The sequence below is a fragment of the Collinsella sp. AM12-1 genome, assembly GCF_003472325.1.
Classification (GTDB): Bacteria; Actinomycetota; Coriobacteriia; order Coriobacteriales; family Coriobacteriaceae; genus Collinsella.
This window is the reverse complement of the sequence record NZ_QRLS01000002.1, coordinates 143,143-157,980: the sequence shown is the minus strand read 5'-3', so window position 1 is coordinate 157,980 and position 14,838 is coordinate 143,143. Positions and strand designations below refer to the sequence as shown.

Sequence of the window (14,838 nt, the reverse complement as noted above, 5' to 3'; positions counted from 1 at the left end):
GCTTGTGGAGACAGTCGTTCACAAGATTGCGAAAAAGTCTCCATACGAGTAAAAAATGGCAGTTCACGCTTGAAATCGAACTCATTTCCCCGTAACCTATACGAACGTGATTGCATAAGCGTCACATTAGTATCTGTCGGCTCCCGAGTGTTCCTAAACGTTGTGTGCTTGTCGCACCCTTCTGTAGGTCCTAGCAATCGGGGCCCCGTAGTTCGAAAGGGGTCCACCTTTGAGTGAGATTCAGAACTCGTCCATTTTCTCTCTTGACGATGTCAACGAGGAGGAGATGAACAACCTCATCGACGGTACGATTACCGACTTTGATGAGGGCGATCTCGTTAACGGCACTGTCGTTAAGATCGAGCATGACGAGGTGCTCGTTGACATCGGATTCAAGTCCGAGGGCGTTATCCCGGTCCGCGAGCTGTCCATCCGCAAGGACGCTAACCCTGCAGACATCGTTGCACTCGGTGATCCCATCGAGGCTCTGGTTCTCCAGAAGGAGGACAAGGACGGTCGTCTGGTCCTGTCCAAGAAGCGTGCCGAGTACGAGCGTGCTTGGAACCGCATCGAGGAGAAGTTCAACTCCGGCGAGAACGTCGAGGGCGAGGTTATCGAGGTTGTCAAGGGCGGCCTGATCCTCGACATCGGCCTGCGTGGCTTCCTGCCCGCTTCCCTCGTCGACCTCCGTCGCGTCAAGGACCTCACCTCCTACATGGGCACCCGCATCGAGGCCCGCGTCATCGAGATGGACCGCAACCGCAACAACGTTGTCCTCTCCCGTCGCGTCGTGCTCGAGGAGTCCCGTAAGGCCGAGCGCTCCGAGATCCTGTCCAAGCTCAAGTCTGGCATGCGTCTCCAGGGCACCGTTTCCTCCATCGTCGACTTCGGCGCCTTCGTCGACCTCGGCGGTATCGACGGCCTCATCCACATCTCCGAGCTCTCCTGGAACCACGTCAACCATCCTTCCGAGGTTGTCAAGGTCGGCCAGGAGGTCGAGGTCGAGGTTCTCGACGTCGATCTCAACCGCGAGCGCATCTCCCTGGGTCTCAAGCAGACCACCGAGGATCCGTGGCGCGCACTGGTCAAGAAGTATCCCGTCGGCGCTATCGTCGAGGGCACTGTGACCAAGCTTGTCCCGTTCGGCGCTTTCGTCGATCTGGGCGAGGGCATCGAGGGCCTGGTGCACATCTCCGAGATGGCCAACAAGCACGTCGATCAGCCTTCTCAGGTCACCCACGTGGGCGACAAGGTTCAGGTCAAGGTCATGGAGATCGACCTCGACCGTCGTCGTATCTCCCTGTCCATGAAGTCCGCTGCTGAGACTCTGGGCGTCGAGATCGAGGTTACCCCGCTGCCTTCCGAGAAGAAGGACGAGGAGACTGACGCCGAGTAAATCGGTTTGACGATCACTTGTTTTAAGGGATCCGTCCGTAATGGACGGGTCCCTTTTTGCATTTGGCACCGAGATGCGCAATGCTGCCGGGCTGTCCACAGGCTATTGAATTGTCGGTGCATGAAAAAGCCGACATCCCGCCTCGGGGAGGAGGCGGGAACGCACCGAGTAGACGGAGGGGTGCGGAGCGCGGTCGCGTCTCGACTGACAACGTTGCCCATCGACGGGATTATTGTAGCGCATGGGCGCTTCTTGGTTTATCGTGTCGAGCGCTTGTGTTGTGCCGTTGCCTGTGGCGGCGGTGTGCTACACTCTTGCACTGCTGAGTGGGCCAGACGGTCGCGCGATGTACTGCTTGCGGTACGCGTGAGGAAAGTCCGGGCTCCAGAGGGCGGGATGCCGGCTAACGGCCGGGCGGAGTGATCCGACGGAAAGCGCCGCAGAAAAGAAGACTCCCACCTGCGTCGCAAGGCGTAAAGGGAAAAGCTGAAACGGTGGTGTAAGAGACCACCAGCGTCGTGGCAACACGGCGGCTTGGCAAGCCCCATCCGGAGCAAGCGCGAATAGGAACGCTATGGGCCGGCCCGGTCCGCGTTCGGGTAGCGTGCGTGGAGCTGCACGGTAACGTGCAGACAAGATAAATGACCGTTCACGACAGAACCCGGCTTATCGGCCCACTCGGCACTTTGTTGACGCTGCGAACCCGTCAGCGCGGCAATCTGCCTTTCAAACCTTCGGGCATGACCATAAGGTCAATGCCCTCGGCTTTCAAGGCACCTTGCTCGCGCTGACGGGTTCTCGCCTTCGACGGCGTCAGCTGGCCGATTTGGCGCTCATTCGTCGGTCGCCGCCATAAGGCGTGCTCCCTCCTCTTTCGGGCCAAATCGACTCAGCTGACGCCGTCTCGCTGTTTTTGCCTGGTCATCGGCATCGCCGTTCTATTTACCGGGGTAAACGGTACGGCCTTTGCCGTATTATTGAGGCTGTTTGTTGCTTTGCTTGTTGTTGAGGGGCTTTGTTGGACAGCTATTTTACTCTGCAATCGAATATTGAGGTTTCGGGCGAGTTTGTGGACCGCAAGAGCCGGTTTATTGCCCAGCTGGTCCATATTGAGTCCGAGGACGAGGCGAATGCCTTTATCGAGATGGTTCGCAAGCGTCATTATGACGCTCGACACAATGTTCCCGCGTGGATTTTGGTCGATGGACGCGAGCGCCAGAGCGATGATGGTGAACCGAGCCGCACGAGTGGTATGCCGACGCTCGAGGTGCTGCGCGGTGCGGGGCTCAAAAATGTTTGCTGCGTAGTGACACGCTATTTTGGTGGCACGCTGTTGGGGCCTGGTGGTTTGGTGCGCGCCTATACCGCGGCGACGCAGGCGGCGGTGGCCGCGGCTCAGGAGGCCGGGCAGATCGTCGAGATGACGAGCGTCGTGCCGGTTGATGTGCATGTGGCCTATCCACAGTATGAGCAGGTGCTTCGCTTGGCGCAGGATTCGGGTGCCAAGGTTTCGGATACCGATTACGCGGATGCTGTGACACTTCACTTGGTGTTTAAAGCGGGGGAGCAAGAGCCGTTTTGCGCTAAGATGCGCGAGCTTATGGCGGGGCGCGAGGAGATTGAGGTCAGCGCTCCCGAGTTTGCTGAGTTCTAACGACGACGGCCGGCGTGCATTTGGATGAATCCCAAGCGCGCCGGCTGTCGTTTTATGTCGCTGCCGTTTACTCGGCGAGCTGCTTTAGTACATCGCAGGCGATTTCGACGGCATCGTCGATGCAACCGGGGCAGCTGCGGAGCGGACCCTTATCCGATCCGACGCCCTTGAGCGTGCCGCAGACGGTCGTCGTGTTCTTCTCGCCAAAACGTTTGGCGATCTCGCGCGACAGTTTGTAGGTCTGGCCCTTGGTCTTGGGGTTTTCCATGCCATCGCTCATTACAAAGCCCATGATGGCCACGGCGCCCGAGATGGCGCCGCAAGTTTCGGTCATGCCGCCCATGCCGGCGCCAAAGCCCTCGGTGAGGGTAAAGGCGACCTGGGGGTCGAGCCCGACGGCGGGCGCGAGCGTGCAGGCGACGGCCTGCGCGCAGTTAAAGCTGCGGGCGTGGTATTCGGCAGCCTGAGCCTGGCAGGTGGCAGTGTTGAGCTGAGTGGTATCAATCTGCTTCATCGGTGTCTCCTTGATTGCGGTGTACCCGCCTATGGTACCCTTGCTGGCGCATTCGCTTATCGAGACCGCAGTGCATATCTCATTGTTTTTCGCCATCGAACACTTTCTTAAGATTTGGGACAAATAAACCTGATTAATTTGTCCCATAACCTATCGGCGGGATGGGTTGAGAGGGGTGCGGGGTAGCGGTATCGTGAACCGAATAAAACGTAACCCAGGCAAGGGAGCTAGATATGAGCGAGCAGACCATCGGTACGACGTGTGTTCAGGGCGGCTATCATCCGGGCGATGCGGAGCCGCGCCAGGTGCCCATCTACCAGTCCACCACGTGGAAATACGACACGTCCGAGCACATGGGCAAGCTGTTTGACCTGGAGGAGTCGGGCTACTTCTACAGCCGTCTGCAGAATCCCACGTGCGATCTGGTCGCCGCCAAGATCTGCGAGATGGAGGGCGGCACCGCTGCGATGCTCACGAGTTCGGGCATGGCCGCGAACTTCCTCGCGATCTTTAACGTGGCCGGTGCCGGTGATCACGTGGTCGCGAGCTCTGCTATCTACGGCGGTACGTATAACCTGCTCGCCCACACCATGGGCCGCATGGGCGTGACTTGCACGTTTGTCGCCCCCGACTGCACCGATGAGGAGCTGGAGGCAGCCTTTGAGCCCAATACCAAGCTCGTCTTTGGCGAGACGATTGCCAACCCCGCCCTTGCCGTGCTCGATATTGAGCGCTTTGCCAAGGCCGCGCATGACCACGGCGTGCCGCTGATGGTCGACAACACCTTCCCGACGCCCGTGATGTGCCGTCCCTTTGAGTGGGGCGCCGACATCGTCACGCACTCTACCACCAAGTACATGGATGGGCATGCGGCCTACCTGGGCGGCGTGATCGTTGACCACGGCCAGTTTGACTGGATGGCCCATGCAGACAAGTTCCCGGGTCTCACCACGCCCGACGAGAGCTATCACGGCGTGACCTATGCCGAGAAGTTCGGTCGCGAGGGTGCCTTCATTACCAAGGCAACCGCTCAGCTCATGCGCGACCTCGGCCCCATGCAGAACCCGCAGGCGGCGTTTTTCCTGAATAGCTCGCTCGAGAGCCTGCATGTGCGTATGCCGCGTCATTGTGAGAACGGCCTGGCCGTTGCTAAGTTCCTGCAGAGCCATCCCAAGGTGCGCTTTGTGAGCTATCCGGGCCTGGAGGGCGATAAGTACTATGACCTGGCTCAGAAGTACATGCCCAACGGTACCTGCGGCGTCGTGAGCTTTGGCTTTAACGGTGGTCGCGCGGCGGCCGAGACCTTTATGAAGAGCCTTAAACTCGCCCAGATCGCCACGCATGTGGCCGATGCTCGCACCTGCTGCCTGCATCCCGCTAACGCCACGCACCGTCAGATGAACGATGAGGAGCTCATCGCCTGCGGCATCTCCGCCGACATGGTGCGCCTGTCGTGCGGCCTCGAGGACACGGCCGATCTGATTGCCGACCTTGAGCAGGCGCTCGAGCAGTGCTAGGCTAGCTTCTCGTATGAAGCGACGGAGCCTCTTGGGGTTCCGGTGACATATAGTTCCGATTCCGTAGGCGGGGCCCCAATCGCGGCTGTTTGCAGGCGATTGGGGCCCCGTTTTTGTGTTGCGCCACTCGAAAGGATGGATATGGAGAAAACCGCAGAGCAGCTGCGCCGCGAGCACATTGCCCTAGAGGGCGATACCCATGGCAAGAACAAATGGGCGATTCTGTTTACCGTGCTCATCATGACGTTTATGGCGTGTCTGGATTCGACCGTCGTGACCGTGGCACTGCCCGTGATGCAAAAGGAGCTGGGCGTGGGCCTCGACCGCATCCAGCTCGTGAGCTCGGTGTATCTGCTTGCGACATGCGTGGCTATGCTGCCGTTTGGCCGTCTGGGCGACGTGCGCGGCAAGGTGGGCGTATTCCAGCTGGGCGTCATCGTCTTTACGGTCGGCTCGCTGCTGTGCGGCCTTTCGGCCTCGCTCGAAGTTCTTATCCTGGCACGCATCGTTCAGGGCGTCGGTTGCGCGGCGGCCATGGCTAACAACATGGGTATCATCACCGAGTCGTTTCCGGCGCGCGAGCGCGGTCGTGCTATGGGTATCCTCGCGACCTTTGTGGCCCTCGGCATGACGTGCGGCCCCGTGCTGGGCGGCATGCTGGTGGCAAGCTTTCCCTGGGAGAGCATCTTCCTCATCAACCTGCCCATTGGCGTCATCTCGTTTATCGTGGGGCTTTACACACTGCCGCATGTTAAGCCGGAGGCCGGCGAGCGCCCCATGTCGCTGGCGGAGGCCGCGCGTCGCTGCTTTGCGAGTTCGGCTTTTACGATTAACTTGGCATGCATGCTTATCGTGTTCATCGGCATCGGTGCATCTGAGTTTGTGCTGCCGTTCTATTTCCAGGATGCCCATGGCTTTAGCTCCGATATTTCCGGACTGCTCTTTTTGGCGCTGCCGATGGTGAATGCCTTTATCGGCCCGCTTTCGGGTACGGTTTCGGACCGTGTTGGCTGCGAGGGTCCCACGGCGGTCGGCCTGGGTGTGTACGTATGCGGTCTCTTTGCGGTAAGCACGCTCAACGAGCATTCCTCCATCCCTGTGATCGTGTGCTGTGTCGCGTTTATGTCGTGCGGCACGTCGATTTTCCAGAGCCCCAACAACTCGCTGTACATGGGCTCGGCTCCGCGCGAGGCACTTGGCTTTGCAGGTAGCTTGGGCAGCTTGGCGCGCTATGCGGGCATGGCGCTGGGTATTACGGCAGGTTCGCATATCCTTTATGGGCAGATGAGCGTGGCGATGGGCGAGGCCGTGACCAGTTTTGTTGCAGGCCGTCCGGATGTGTTCCTATTCGGCTTTCGCTCGGTGTTCTACGTGCTTATGGCTGTGGCCGCTGTGGGCTTTGCGCTTGCCATGGTGCGTTTGGTGAAGATGCGCGCCCGCCATTAGCGTGTTGGGAGGCTGTCTGCCACGATTCGCGCCGTCCCAAAAAGACTGGTTTGTGGTGCGATGCGGCTTGTGGGGCGGGCGGGGGTCGGTCCGTGGTAGACTATCGAACAACGTTTATTAATCGCGCGGTATCGTTGCCGCGAGAAGGGGTTGCGCCATGCAGGAGCTTGAGGATCGTATTCGCCATGACGGCATCGTAAAGGCCGGTAACGTCCTTAAGGTTGATGCCTTCCTCAACCACCAGTGCGACGTTGAGCTGTTCGACCACATGGGCGCCGAGTGGGCCCGTCTGTTCAAGGATGTCGAGATCAACAAGATCCTGACGATTGAGGCTTCGGGCATTGGCATGGCTTGCATCGCAGCTCAGCATTTTGGCGGCGTACCGGTGGTCTTTGCTAAGAAGGCACAGTCCATCAACCTCGATGGCGAGCAGTATGCCACGACCATCTACTCCTTTACCAAGCAGAAGGAGTACCCGGTCATCGTTGGCAAGCGCTTCCTGTCCGAGGGCGACAAGGTCCTGATTATCGACGACTTCTTGGCCAACGGCTGCGCACTCGAGGGTCTTATCAAGATCTGCGAGGCTGCGGGTGCCGAGGTTGCCGGCATTGGCATCGCGGTGGAGAAGGGCTTCCAAGGCGGTGGCGATAAGCTCCGCGAGCGCGGCTTCCGCGTTGAGAGCCTGGCCCGTATCGCCGATATGGACTGCGATACCGGCGAGATCACCTTCGCTTAAGCGCGCAACACAAGCGATTGGTATGCGATGTGACAAAGGGACTTTCCCTTTGTCACATTTTTTGTATGAGGGGAGGTGTTGATATGGATGAGAACAAGATGGGATGGCGCGAGTATGCGCGCTATGCCGAGATGTCGGTTGAGGGGTTGGCACGCGACTGCGAGGTTCAGGTGTTTCGTGCGACGGGCCCGGGCGGCCAGGGTGTGAACACGACGGACTCGGCGGTGCGTATGAAACATATCCCTTCGGGAATTACCGTGACGGCGCGCGAGAGCCGTAGTCAGTTTCAGAATCGCGCGAGCTGCCTGCGTAAGCTGCGTGCAGAGCTTGAGCGTCGTGGCCGTCCGCCGCGCCGTCGCGTCAAGACCAAAGTGCCCCAGCGATCGCGCCAGCGCAGGCTCAACGACAAGCACTTCAATGCGATTAAAAAGGCTAACCGTCGCAAGCCGGGCGGGGAGGAATGATCTTCTCAATAAGTTGCGGTGAAATAGGGACTGTTTCGCGGCTTTAACTGCATAAACAGTCCCTATTTCACCGCAACTTAGGTGGGGTTAGCGGGTTGGGTGCCAGACTTGGAGGGCGCCGGGTAGGATGTCGACTTCGATGCGCGAGGCGACGATGGGCTCGCCGTCGGCCTGGATGGGGTAGTCGGGCTCCTCAAAAGTTAGCTCGGCATGGCGGCAGCGGCGCATGCGAACCGGTGGCAACTTGGTATGGTGGCCGTCCTTGGCCGAAAGGAACATAGGCAGGGCTACCGCGCGAGGGACGGGGCCGCAGGCGTAGCAGACGTCGAGCATGCCGTCGCAGGGGTCGGCATCGGGGCAGATGCGATAGCCCGAGCCATAGGTAGGACCAAGCTGAATCGCCATGATGATCGCCCTCACGCGCTCGGCGGGCGCGCCGTCAAAGCTGACTGTCATAGGATAGTTGCGATAGCGTAGGCCAAACTGCTCAAGTCCCGAGAGGGTGTAGAGCGGCGCGCCCGTCAAGCCGGTCTTTTTGCGCAGCTCGGTGGTGCTAAGGCCGATGGCAGCATCGATGCCGACCGAGAGCGTCTGGTCGTAGTACTCAACGGTAGCCTCGCCGCTGCCGCTCGCAGGGCTCCACGAGCGAATGCGCCCGATATCCTGACGCTGCAGCTCGCAGGTGAGCAGCGCGCCAAAATCCTTGCCGGAGAAATCGTCGATGCCGAGCGTCTGGGCAAAATCGTTGCCGGAGCCCACGGGCAGGACGGCAAGAGCGGGGCGGGCGTCCTCCTTTTGCGTCATAAGCCCGTTGACGACCTCGTGAATCACGCCGTCGCCGCCGAGTGCGATAACGGTGCGATAGCCCTGAGCCTGTGCGGCCAGCTCCTTGGCGTGTCCCATACGCTCGGTCAACACCAGGTCAAACTGGGATGCGCGTGCAGTCATGTCCAAAAAGCGTTGCAGGCGCTCGGCAACTTCGCGTGCCGCACCCGACTGGGCGGCTGGGTTGGCGATGATGAGCGTGCGACCAAAATCAGTTGCGTGCATGGGGCGACTCCCGGCGTGTGACATGACAGTGCGGTCGCGCTCAGGTCGAATTAGCCCCGATTGTGGCTGCACGGCGATTATTACATCTACTCTATCAGGTCGTTGTGGCGCTCGATAGCATCCGCTACCGTACCTCCCTCATCCACAATAAGCGAGCGGCGCTTGGGTGAGATGATGCGCTGGGCGGGGTACACGCCGCGGTGTCCGCCGGCGAGATAGCTGATAAAGGCCACGATGACAAAGAACCCGGCGGCCGTGCCGTGGAACAGGTCGATGGCCATCATGCAGGTGGTGATGGGCACGTTGAGGCCGGCGCAGAACACGCCGAGCATGCCGAGAGCCGCCAGAAAACTGGGGTCAAGCCCGGTAAGGCAACCGATCCAGCCACCGAGTGCCGCACCGATGCCAAACAGGGGCGTGACCTCGCCGCCTTGGAAGCCCGCGCCCAGGGTAAGCGCTGTGACGACCAACTTGATGGCTGCGTCCGCCAGGGTGGCGTTGCCTGCAAATCCGGCGCTGGAAAGCCACGTGGAAAGGCCGGCGTAGTCCCAGGCGTCAAGGAGGGCATAGGCGGCCAAAACCACGAGTGCGCCCACGAGTGCGCGAGTAAGGTAATTGGTGATAAAGCGACCGTAAAGGCTTTTGACGGTTCGAACCGACCAGGCAAAGAGGCGTGCCGTCAGACCGAAGATAATGGCGCTGATAACAACGATGACAACCGTCCGTGGTGTCATGTTGGGAACGCTGGCGATGACATTCGCCTCGTACTCGGTTCCCAAGGCAAGTGACGTAAAGTAGCCGGTAAACGAGGCGACCAGGCAGTAGATGCCCGCGGTGTAGTCGATCTTGCCGATAAAGCACATCTCCATGCCAAAGAAAGCTCCAGCAAGGGGCGAGCCGAATACGGCGCCAAAGGCCGACGAGATGCCGGCGAGCATGAGGTCGTGGTGGTCATGTTTTTTGAGGTGGGCGAGGTTCGAGATGTTGCTGGCGATGGTGCCGCCAATCTGCACCGCGGCCCCCTCGCGACCGGCAGATCCGCCCGTTAGGTGCGTGAGCGTGGAGCAGACGAAGGTGAGAACGGCCATGCGCATATGGATGAGGCGTGTGCCCAGAGCGGAGTCGATGACCAGGTTGTTACCGCGTTTGGCGGCAAGGCCGTGGTTTTTGTACACCCATGCGGTGGCAACGCCCACAACGGGAAGCAAGGCGTAGACCCATGCATGGTGCTCGCGATAGTCGGTCGCGATATTCAGCGAGGTCAAAAACGCCCAGGCGGCAACGCCCATGGCGAGCGAGACGATGACGACGAGTGTGAGCAACTTGGCGCTCGCGAGTAGGTTGCGGGCGTTGCGGCGCGTGTCGGCGGCCAAGAGATGCTCGGAGCGGGTGAGCTGATGCCTGCCGGCCATGATGACGTCGTTCAGGGAGAAAAAGCCGCCGTCGTCGAGCGACTGAGAATGATCCTGCGCTTCGTTTGCGCTTTCGGGTTTGTCGGTAAAAGTCATACGTTCCTCTTTTGGGTTGCAACACGAGCATTATAAAACGCGGTAAACGCGACGAGCCGGTGGGTTGGTTTTGGTTTTGTTTCGCGGCTTGCGGCCGACAGATGTATTTGCGGGTACAGGCCAAGTCGCGGTCGCGCGTCGAGGGATTATACTGAGAGAAACATAAAGAATCGGCGCTTTTGTTGCGCGCCGCAGCATGCTAGAGGTGTATATGGCTGAGAAACTCATTCCGTTGGAGGACGCGCAGGCGATCGTCTTGTCGCACGTGAATCGCACCGAAGTCGTCGAGGTTCCCGTGTGGCAGGCCGCCGGTCTTCCCTTGGCAGAGGATACGGTGGCCGATATCGACATCTCGCCGTATGCCAACAGCGCTATGGACGGATATGCCGTGCGCTCGTCGGACTTGGCGCAGGCATCTGGCGAGGCGCCGGTGACGCTCGACGTTATCGGACACGAGGCTGCGGGCCATGTGTTTGAGGGCACAATCGGCGCGGGCGAGACGGTCCGCATCATGACGGGCGCGCCGGTACCCGAAGGTGCCGATGCCGTGGTGAAGTATGAGATCGTCGACGTGCTCGATGGCGACGGCAACGAGGGCTCGCGTGTGAGGTTCTCGGTGCCTGCCAAGGTAGGGGAGAACGTTCGCTCTGCCGCCGAGGAGGCCCATGCCGGCGATGTTGTGATGCACGCCGGCGAGGTCGTGGCTCCGGCGGGCGCCGGCTTGTTGGCGAGCGCCGGGTATGCGAGCGTGAAGGTGCATGCCGCGCCGCGTGTGGGCATTATCTCGCTGGGCACGGAGCTGGTCGCGCCCGGCCAACTGCCGGCGCGTGGGCAGATTCGCGATTCCAATTCCTCGGCGTTAATGGCCGAGGCACTCGATGCTGGGGCCGACCCGGTGTTCTACGGCATTGCGCCCGACGACGAGCGGGCGATTGCCGAGCTGGTGCACCGCGCCGCGCAAGAGTGCGATTTTGTCATTACGAGCGGTGGCGCCTCGGCTGGCGACTACGACTACGTGACGGCGCTGGTTCGGCGCGAGGGCGAGGTGCTGTTCGATCGCATTTCGTTGCGTCCCGGCAAGGCCATTACGTTTGGCCTGCTCGGCGGCAAGCCCTATCTGGGGCTTTCGGGCAACCCCGCGGCGGCCTATGTGGGCTTTGAGATGCTCGCCCGCCCGGCGATTCGCAAGATGCGCGGCTTTGCCGAGGGTGCGCGTCCCGTGCAGCAGGCGGTTCTTACCCACGGCGTGAAGAAGCGACAGGACCGACGCTTCTATGATCGCGCCACGGTTGCGCGCGATGCGCAGACGGGTGAGCTTACGGTCACCGAGGCGCACAGCCAGAACTCGGCGCTGCTCGGAACCATGCAGCGTGCGAACTGCCTGTTGCGCATCAACGAGGGTCCGTGCGATCTTGAGCCGGGCGACGTCGTGGATGTCGTCCGAGTCGATCTGCCCGAGGGCACCGTGCTGTAGGAGGAGTGCTATGGAGTTGAAGATTTCAATCGTGACGTGCTCGGATACGCGCGATCTTGCCCAGGACGAGGCAGGCGCTGCACTCGAGGAGCTCATCGCGGCGCAGGGCTGGACGGTTGCCTCGCATACGGTGGTGCATGACGATGTTGACGAGATCGGTGCTGCCATTGTGGCTGCGGCCGACGATTGCCAGGCCAACGTGGTCATCACCTGCGGCGGCACGGGGCTTTCGATGCGAGACGTGACGCCCGAGGCGACGCGTGCCGTCTGCGACCGCGATGTGCCGGGTATTGCCGAGGCGATCCGTGCATACTCTATGACCAAGACGCGCCGTGCCATGCTTTCGCGCGCCGTGTGCATGCAGCGTGGGGCTGCGCTTGTCATCAACTTTCCGGGATCCACGAAGGCGGCTCGCGAAAGCTGGGAGGCCGTGAGCGACCAGCTGGAGCACGCGGCCCACATGGCGGCGGGCGGTGGACACGCTCGCTAAACTGCTTGCCTGTAGCGGAGTGACCTTATGGGTCGCTCCGCTTTTTTAAGCGGCGACAACGCGAGCGTCTTGCGGCTATCGGTATAAGAAATTATCAAACGATAATTTCTTATCACAAGCATTATTCGCGCTAAAGTATAATTCAATTACAGGATAAAGCCCGCGGCGGGGTGCCCGGGCGTAGCGCTCGAAAGGGTTGAACATGTTCGATATGGTTTCTCGCCGCGGATTCGTCTCGCTTTCTGCTGTCGCCGCTGCCGGCCTTGGCCTTGCTGGCTGCTCGGGCAACAAGACGTCTGAGCCGGCCGGCTCCGATGCGGGTTCTGCCAAGACTTCTTTCAAGAAGGCTGTCGAGCTGCAGGTATTTGCCGCCAACTCGCTCGAGAAAGCTCTGCCCGAGGTTCAGAAGCTCTACACCGATCAGACCGGTACCACCTTTGCCGACACGCAGTTTAAGGCGTCCGGCGACCTTGTCGAGCAGATGCGCGCCGGCGCTGCGGTGGACGTGCTCATCACGGCCTCTAAGGGCACTATGGATAATGCCGAGGCCGCCGAGCTCGTCGATGCCGACACGCGCGAGGACATGTTCGTCAACGACCTCGTGATTATTCGTGCCGAGGGCTTCGACACCAAGGTCGAGGCTATCGCCGACGTCGCGAGCCTGGACGGCAAAATCGCCATCGGCGACGCCAAGACCGTTCCCGCCGGCAAGTATGCCAACCAGGCGCTGGCTTCTGTTGGGCTCTACACCGGTACCGAGGGCGACGACGGTGAGTATGCACCCGAGCTCGCCGACAAGGTGGCTTTGGCCGACAAGGTCGGCACCGCCGCAGCTTACGTCTCTACGGGAGACTGCGTGGCCGGCTTTGTCTACAGCTCCGACATCTTCCGCTACGACGGCATCGAGGAGGCCTTCGTGTGCCCCGAGGATTCGCACAAGCCCATCGTGTATCCGGGTGCCGTTGCCGAGAGCTCCGAGCACGCCGACGAGGCCAAGGCGTTCATCGACTTCTGTCTGACCAACAAGAAGGCGCAGAAGATTTGGGCTAAGTACGGATTTGAGCTTTCCGCGTAGTGCGGCCTGGCGCGATAATTCCATCGTTTTGTGTTTAACTCCGTCCTTGTATTCTCTTGGAGCTTTTCGTGCTTAATAGATTCCGCATGCTTGTCGCCTGTGCTTTGACCTTCGCGCTTTGCTGGGTGCCAGGATTTGCGTTTGCTGGGGAAGCTGAGGACGGGGCTCAGGTTGCTGCGACCGCTCATGGGCTTTCCTATGGGATCGAGGGTTTTGAGCGGTTGGCCAGGGGGACCGCTCGTGCCATGGAGGGCCAGCCTGAGGGCTACCGGTTTCCCGTTGACGAGGACGTGGACCTTGTAGTGGCGCCTGCTGCCGATCGCGTTGTGGTGTGGGTATCGCCCAAGGCGGTCGAGAAGTACGGATTGGATCCGCAGGACAACGAGTGCGCATCGGGTCTCAAGGCTCTCGTCTGTGAACTCGACAGCGCAAACTGCATGGGAGGCGCACGGCTGGAAGACATGGATCTTCCTTGGTATGCCACGACGGAAGCGGCGTTTAATGTCGGTGGGTATACCTATGCCTTTGATGAGCGCGGTGCGAATGGGGACCGCTATGTGGTCATCGCATCAGCCTCGGGTGATGCCAAGGGCGGCGCGCGTTGGCTTGATAGCGCTCAAATCGTGGTAGCATCATCTGTTATGATGCAAGATGAACAGGAGCCCTTGGCGTCCCTTGTCGCCTTTTTGACCGGCATCGACTATCGCCCGCTTTGGGTGTCTATCAAAACGAGTGGCCTTGCCCTGGTGATTGCCTTTGCGCTGGGCCTGTTTGCCGCATGGAAGACTATGGGCACGACGAGCCGCGTGAAGGGCCTGCTCGACTCGGCCTTTACCATCCCCATGGTGCTGCCTCCCACGGTGTGCGGCTTTCTGCTCCTCATGCTGTTTGGCCGCTCGACCGGGGTTGGCCAGTGGCTTATCGCGCACGGCATCTCGATCGTCTTTACCTGGCCAGCGGCGGTGATATCTGCCGTGGTGGTGTCGTTTCCCCTGGTCTACCGCACGGCGCTCGGCGCCTTTGAGAGCCTGGACACGCAGATGCTCGACGCCGCGAGAACCCTGGGGTGGTCCGAGCGCCGTATCTTTGCCAAGCTTATGATGCCACTCGGCTGGCCCTCGATCGCCGCCGGTACGGTGCTCGCCTTTGCCCGTGCGATGGGTGAGTTCGGTTGCACCCTCTTCTTTGCGGGTAACTATGCCGGTATTACGCAGACCATCCCCATCGCTATCTACTTTGAGTGGATGGGTGGCAACATCCCAGTTGCCCTCTTTTGGGTTGTCGTCGTGATTGCGTTTAGTTTCCTGGTCATCCTGTTTATCAACATGTACACCGCGCATTCGCAAAAGTATCGCGAGCGGGGCCTTTCCCGTGCGGAGCGCAAGCGGGCCAAAGAACTCGCCGATACGGACGATTCGCTCGACCCGGTGGGCGGCGATGCCCTGCGTATCGATCGCGAGGCGCTGGCCGAGCTCATGCGCGATGATGCCACTCTGCAGGGAGGTCGATAGGCC

General features: G+C 60.5%; 13 protein-coding genes and 1 other RNA gene. 11 read left to right on the top strand and 3 right to left on the bottom strand.

The window, feature by feature from the left end; all coding sequences use genetic code 11:
• Positions 1-229: 229 nt before the first annotated feature.
• The 3 genes from rpsA (at position 230) to DW136_RS02100 (ending at position 3,050) form a co-directional block, all read left to right on the top strand.
• Positions 230-1,396 carry a 30S ribosomal protein S1 gene (rpsA, locus tag DW136_RS02110; RefSeq protein WP_022095232.1) on the top strand — a complete coding sequence of 389 codons (1,167 nt, stop codon included), beginning with the start codon at positions 230-232 and terminating at the stop codon, positions 1,394-1,396.
• Positions 1,397-1,719: 323 nt separating this feature from the next.
• An RNA gene (rnpB, locus tag DW136_RS02105) (RNase P RNA component class A) lies at positions 1,720-2,081 on the top strand.
• 330 nt (positions 2,082-2,411) lie between these two features.
• The gene (locus tag DW136_RS02100) at positions 2,412-3,050 is read left to right on the top strand and encodes a YigZ family protein (protein WP_195403962.1); all 639 of its coding nucleotides are present in this window, start codon (positions 2,412-2,414) and stop codon (positions 3,048-3,050) included.
• Between the two features lie 67 nt (positions 3,051-3,117).
• On the opposite strand, the gene DW136_RS02095 is transcribed toward DW136_RS02100, so the two are convergent.
• Positions 3,118-3,564 carry a C-GCAxxG-C-C family protein gene (locus DW136_RS02095; protein ID WP_117629413.1) on the bottom strand — a complete coding sequence of 149 codons (447 nt, stop codon included), beginning with the start codon at positions 3,562-3,564 and terminating at the stop codon, positions 3,118-3,120.
• Between the two features lie 233 nt (positions 3,565-3,797).
• Between DW136_RS02095 and DW136_RS02090 the strand changes: the two genes are divergently transcribed.
• The 4 genes from DW136_RS02090 (at position 3,798) to DW136_RS02075 (ending at position 7,727) form a co-directional block, all read left to right on the top strand.
• Positions 3,798-5,081, top strand: a complete 1,284-nt coding sequence (locus DW136_RS02090) for an O-acetylhomoserine aminocarboxypropyltransferase/cysteine synthase family protein (protein ID WP_117776343.1) — start codon at positions 3,798-3,800, stop codon at positions 5,079-5,081.
• Between the two features lie 141 nt (positions 5,082-5,222).
• Positions 5,223-6,527, top strand: coding sequence for an MFS transporter (locus DW136_RS02085; protein ID WP_117715978.1), 1,305 nt, complete (start codon positions 5,223-5,225; stop codon positions 6,525-6,527).
• Between the two features lie 157 nt (positions 6,528-6,684).
• Positions 6,685-7,263 carry a xanthine phosphoribosyltransferase gene (locus tag DW136_RS02080; RefSeq protein ID WP_117790618.1) on the top strand — a complete coding sequence of 193 codons (579 nt, stop codon included), beginning with the start codon at positions 6,685-6,687 and terminating at the stop codon, positions 7,261-7,263.
• Positions 7,264-7,346: 83 nt separating this feature from the next.
• Entirely contained in the window at positions 7,347-7,727 is a 381-nt protein-coding gene (locus DW136_RS02075; RefSeq protein ID WP_369831813.1) for a peptide chain release factor-like protein, read from the top strand.
• An 87-nt stretch (positions 7,728-7,814) separates the two neighbouring features.
• On the opposite strand, the gene DW136_RS02070 is transcribed toward DW136_RS02075, so the two are convergent.
• Positions 7,815-8,777 (bottom strand): diacylglycerol kinase family protein, encoded by a 963-nt coding sequence (locus DW136_RS02070; protein ID WP_117715980.1) that lies wholly within the window; start codon positions 8,775-8,777, stop codon positions 7,815-7,817.
• Positions 8,778-8,863: 86 nt separating this feature from the next.
• Positions 8,864-10,285, bottom strand: coding sequence for a chloride channel protein (locus tag DW136_RS02065; RefSeq protein ID WP_199580135.1), 1,422 nt, complete (start codon positions 10,283-10,285; stop codon positions 8,864-8,866).
• A gap of 211 nt (positions 10,286-10,496) precedes the next feature.
• Between DW136_RS02065 and glp the strand changes: the two genes are divergently transcribed.
• The 4 genes from glp to modB all read left to right on the top strand — a co-directional run bounded on the left by glp (position 10,497) and on the right by modB (position 14,835).
• Positions 10,497-11,759, top strand: a complete 1,263-nt coding sequence (glp, locus tag DW136_RS02060; protein ID WP_118288985.1) for a gephyrin-like molybdotransferase Glp — start codon at positions 10,497-10,499, stop codon at positions 11,757-11,759.
• Positions 11,760-11,769: 10 nt separating this feature from the next.
• A complete protein-coding gene (locus tag DW136_RS02055; RefSeq protein ID WP_117715981.1) occupies positions 11,770-12,249 on the top strand; it encodes a molybdenum cofactor biosynthesis protein B in 480 nt (159 codons plus the stop codon).
• A 202-nt stretch (positions 12,250-12,451) separates the two neighbouring features.
• Positions 12,452-13,324 (top strand): molybdate ABC transporter substrate-binding protein, encoded by an 873-nt coding sequence (gene modA / locus DW136_RS02050; RefSeq protein ID WP_118288973.1) that lies wholly within the window; start codon positions 12,452-12,454, stop codon positions 13,322-13,324.
• A 245-nt stretch (positions 13,325-13,569) separates the two neighbouring features.
• Positions 13,570-14,835, top strand: a complete 1,266-nt coding sequence (gene modB, locus DW136_RS02045; RefSeq protein WP_233508956.1) for a molybdate ABC transporter permease subunit — start codon at positions 13,570-13,572, stop codon at positions 14,833-14,835.
• Positions 14,836-14,838: the final 3 nt, after the last annotated feature.

Excerpts from the sequence above, each read along its gene's own strand:
- DW136_RS02095 (WP_117629413.1), bottom strand. The coding sequence starts at position 3,564 with ATGAAGCAGATTGATACCACTCAGCTCAACACTGCCACCTGCCAGGCT.
- DW136_RS02090 (WP_117776343.1), top strand. The coding sequence starts at position 3,798 with ATGAGCGAGCAGACCATCGGTACGACGTGTGTTCAGGGCGGCTATCAT.
- DW136_RS02085 (WP_117715978.1), top strand. The coding sequence starts at position 5,223 with ATGGAGAAAACCGCAGAGCAGCTGCGCCGCGAGCACATTGCCCTAGAG.
- DW136_RS02080 (WP_117790618.1), top strand. The coding sequence starts at position 6,685 with ATGCAGGAGCTTGAGGATCGTATTCGCCATGACGGCATCGTAAAGGCC.
- DW136_RS02075 (WP_369831813.1), top strand. The coding sequence starts at position 7,347 with ATGGATGAGAACAAGATGGGATGGCGCGAGTATGCGCGCTATGCCGAG.
- DW136_RS02070 (WP_117715980.1), bottom strand. The coding sequence starts at position 8,777 with ATGCACGCAACTGATTTTGGTCGCACGCTCATCATCGCCAACCCAGCC.
- DW136_RS02065 (WP_199580135.1), bottom strand. The coding sequence starts at position 10,285 with ATGACTTTTACCGACAAACCCGAAAGCGCAAACGAAGCGCAGGATCAT.
- glp (WP_118288985.1), top strand. The coding sequence starts at position 10,497 with ATGGCTGAGAAACTCATTCCGTTGGAGGACGCGCAGGCGATCGTCTTG.
- DW136_RS02055 (WP_117715981.1), top strand. The coding sequence starts at position 11,770 with ATGGAGTTGAAGATTTCAATCGTGACGTGCTCGGATACGCGCGATCTT.
- modA (WP_118288973.1), top strand. The coding sequence starts at position 12,452 with ATGTTCGATATGGTTTCTCGCCGCGGATTCGTCTCGCTTTCTGCTGTC.
- modB (WP_233508956.1), top strand. The coding sequence starts at position 13,570 with ATGGAGGGCCAGCCTGAGGGCTACCGGTTTCCCGTTGACGAGGACGTG.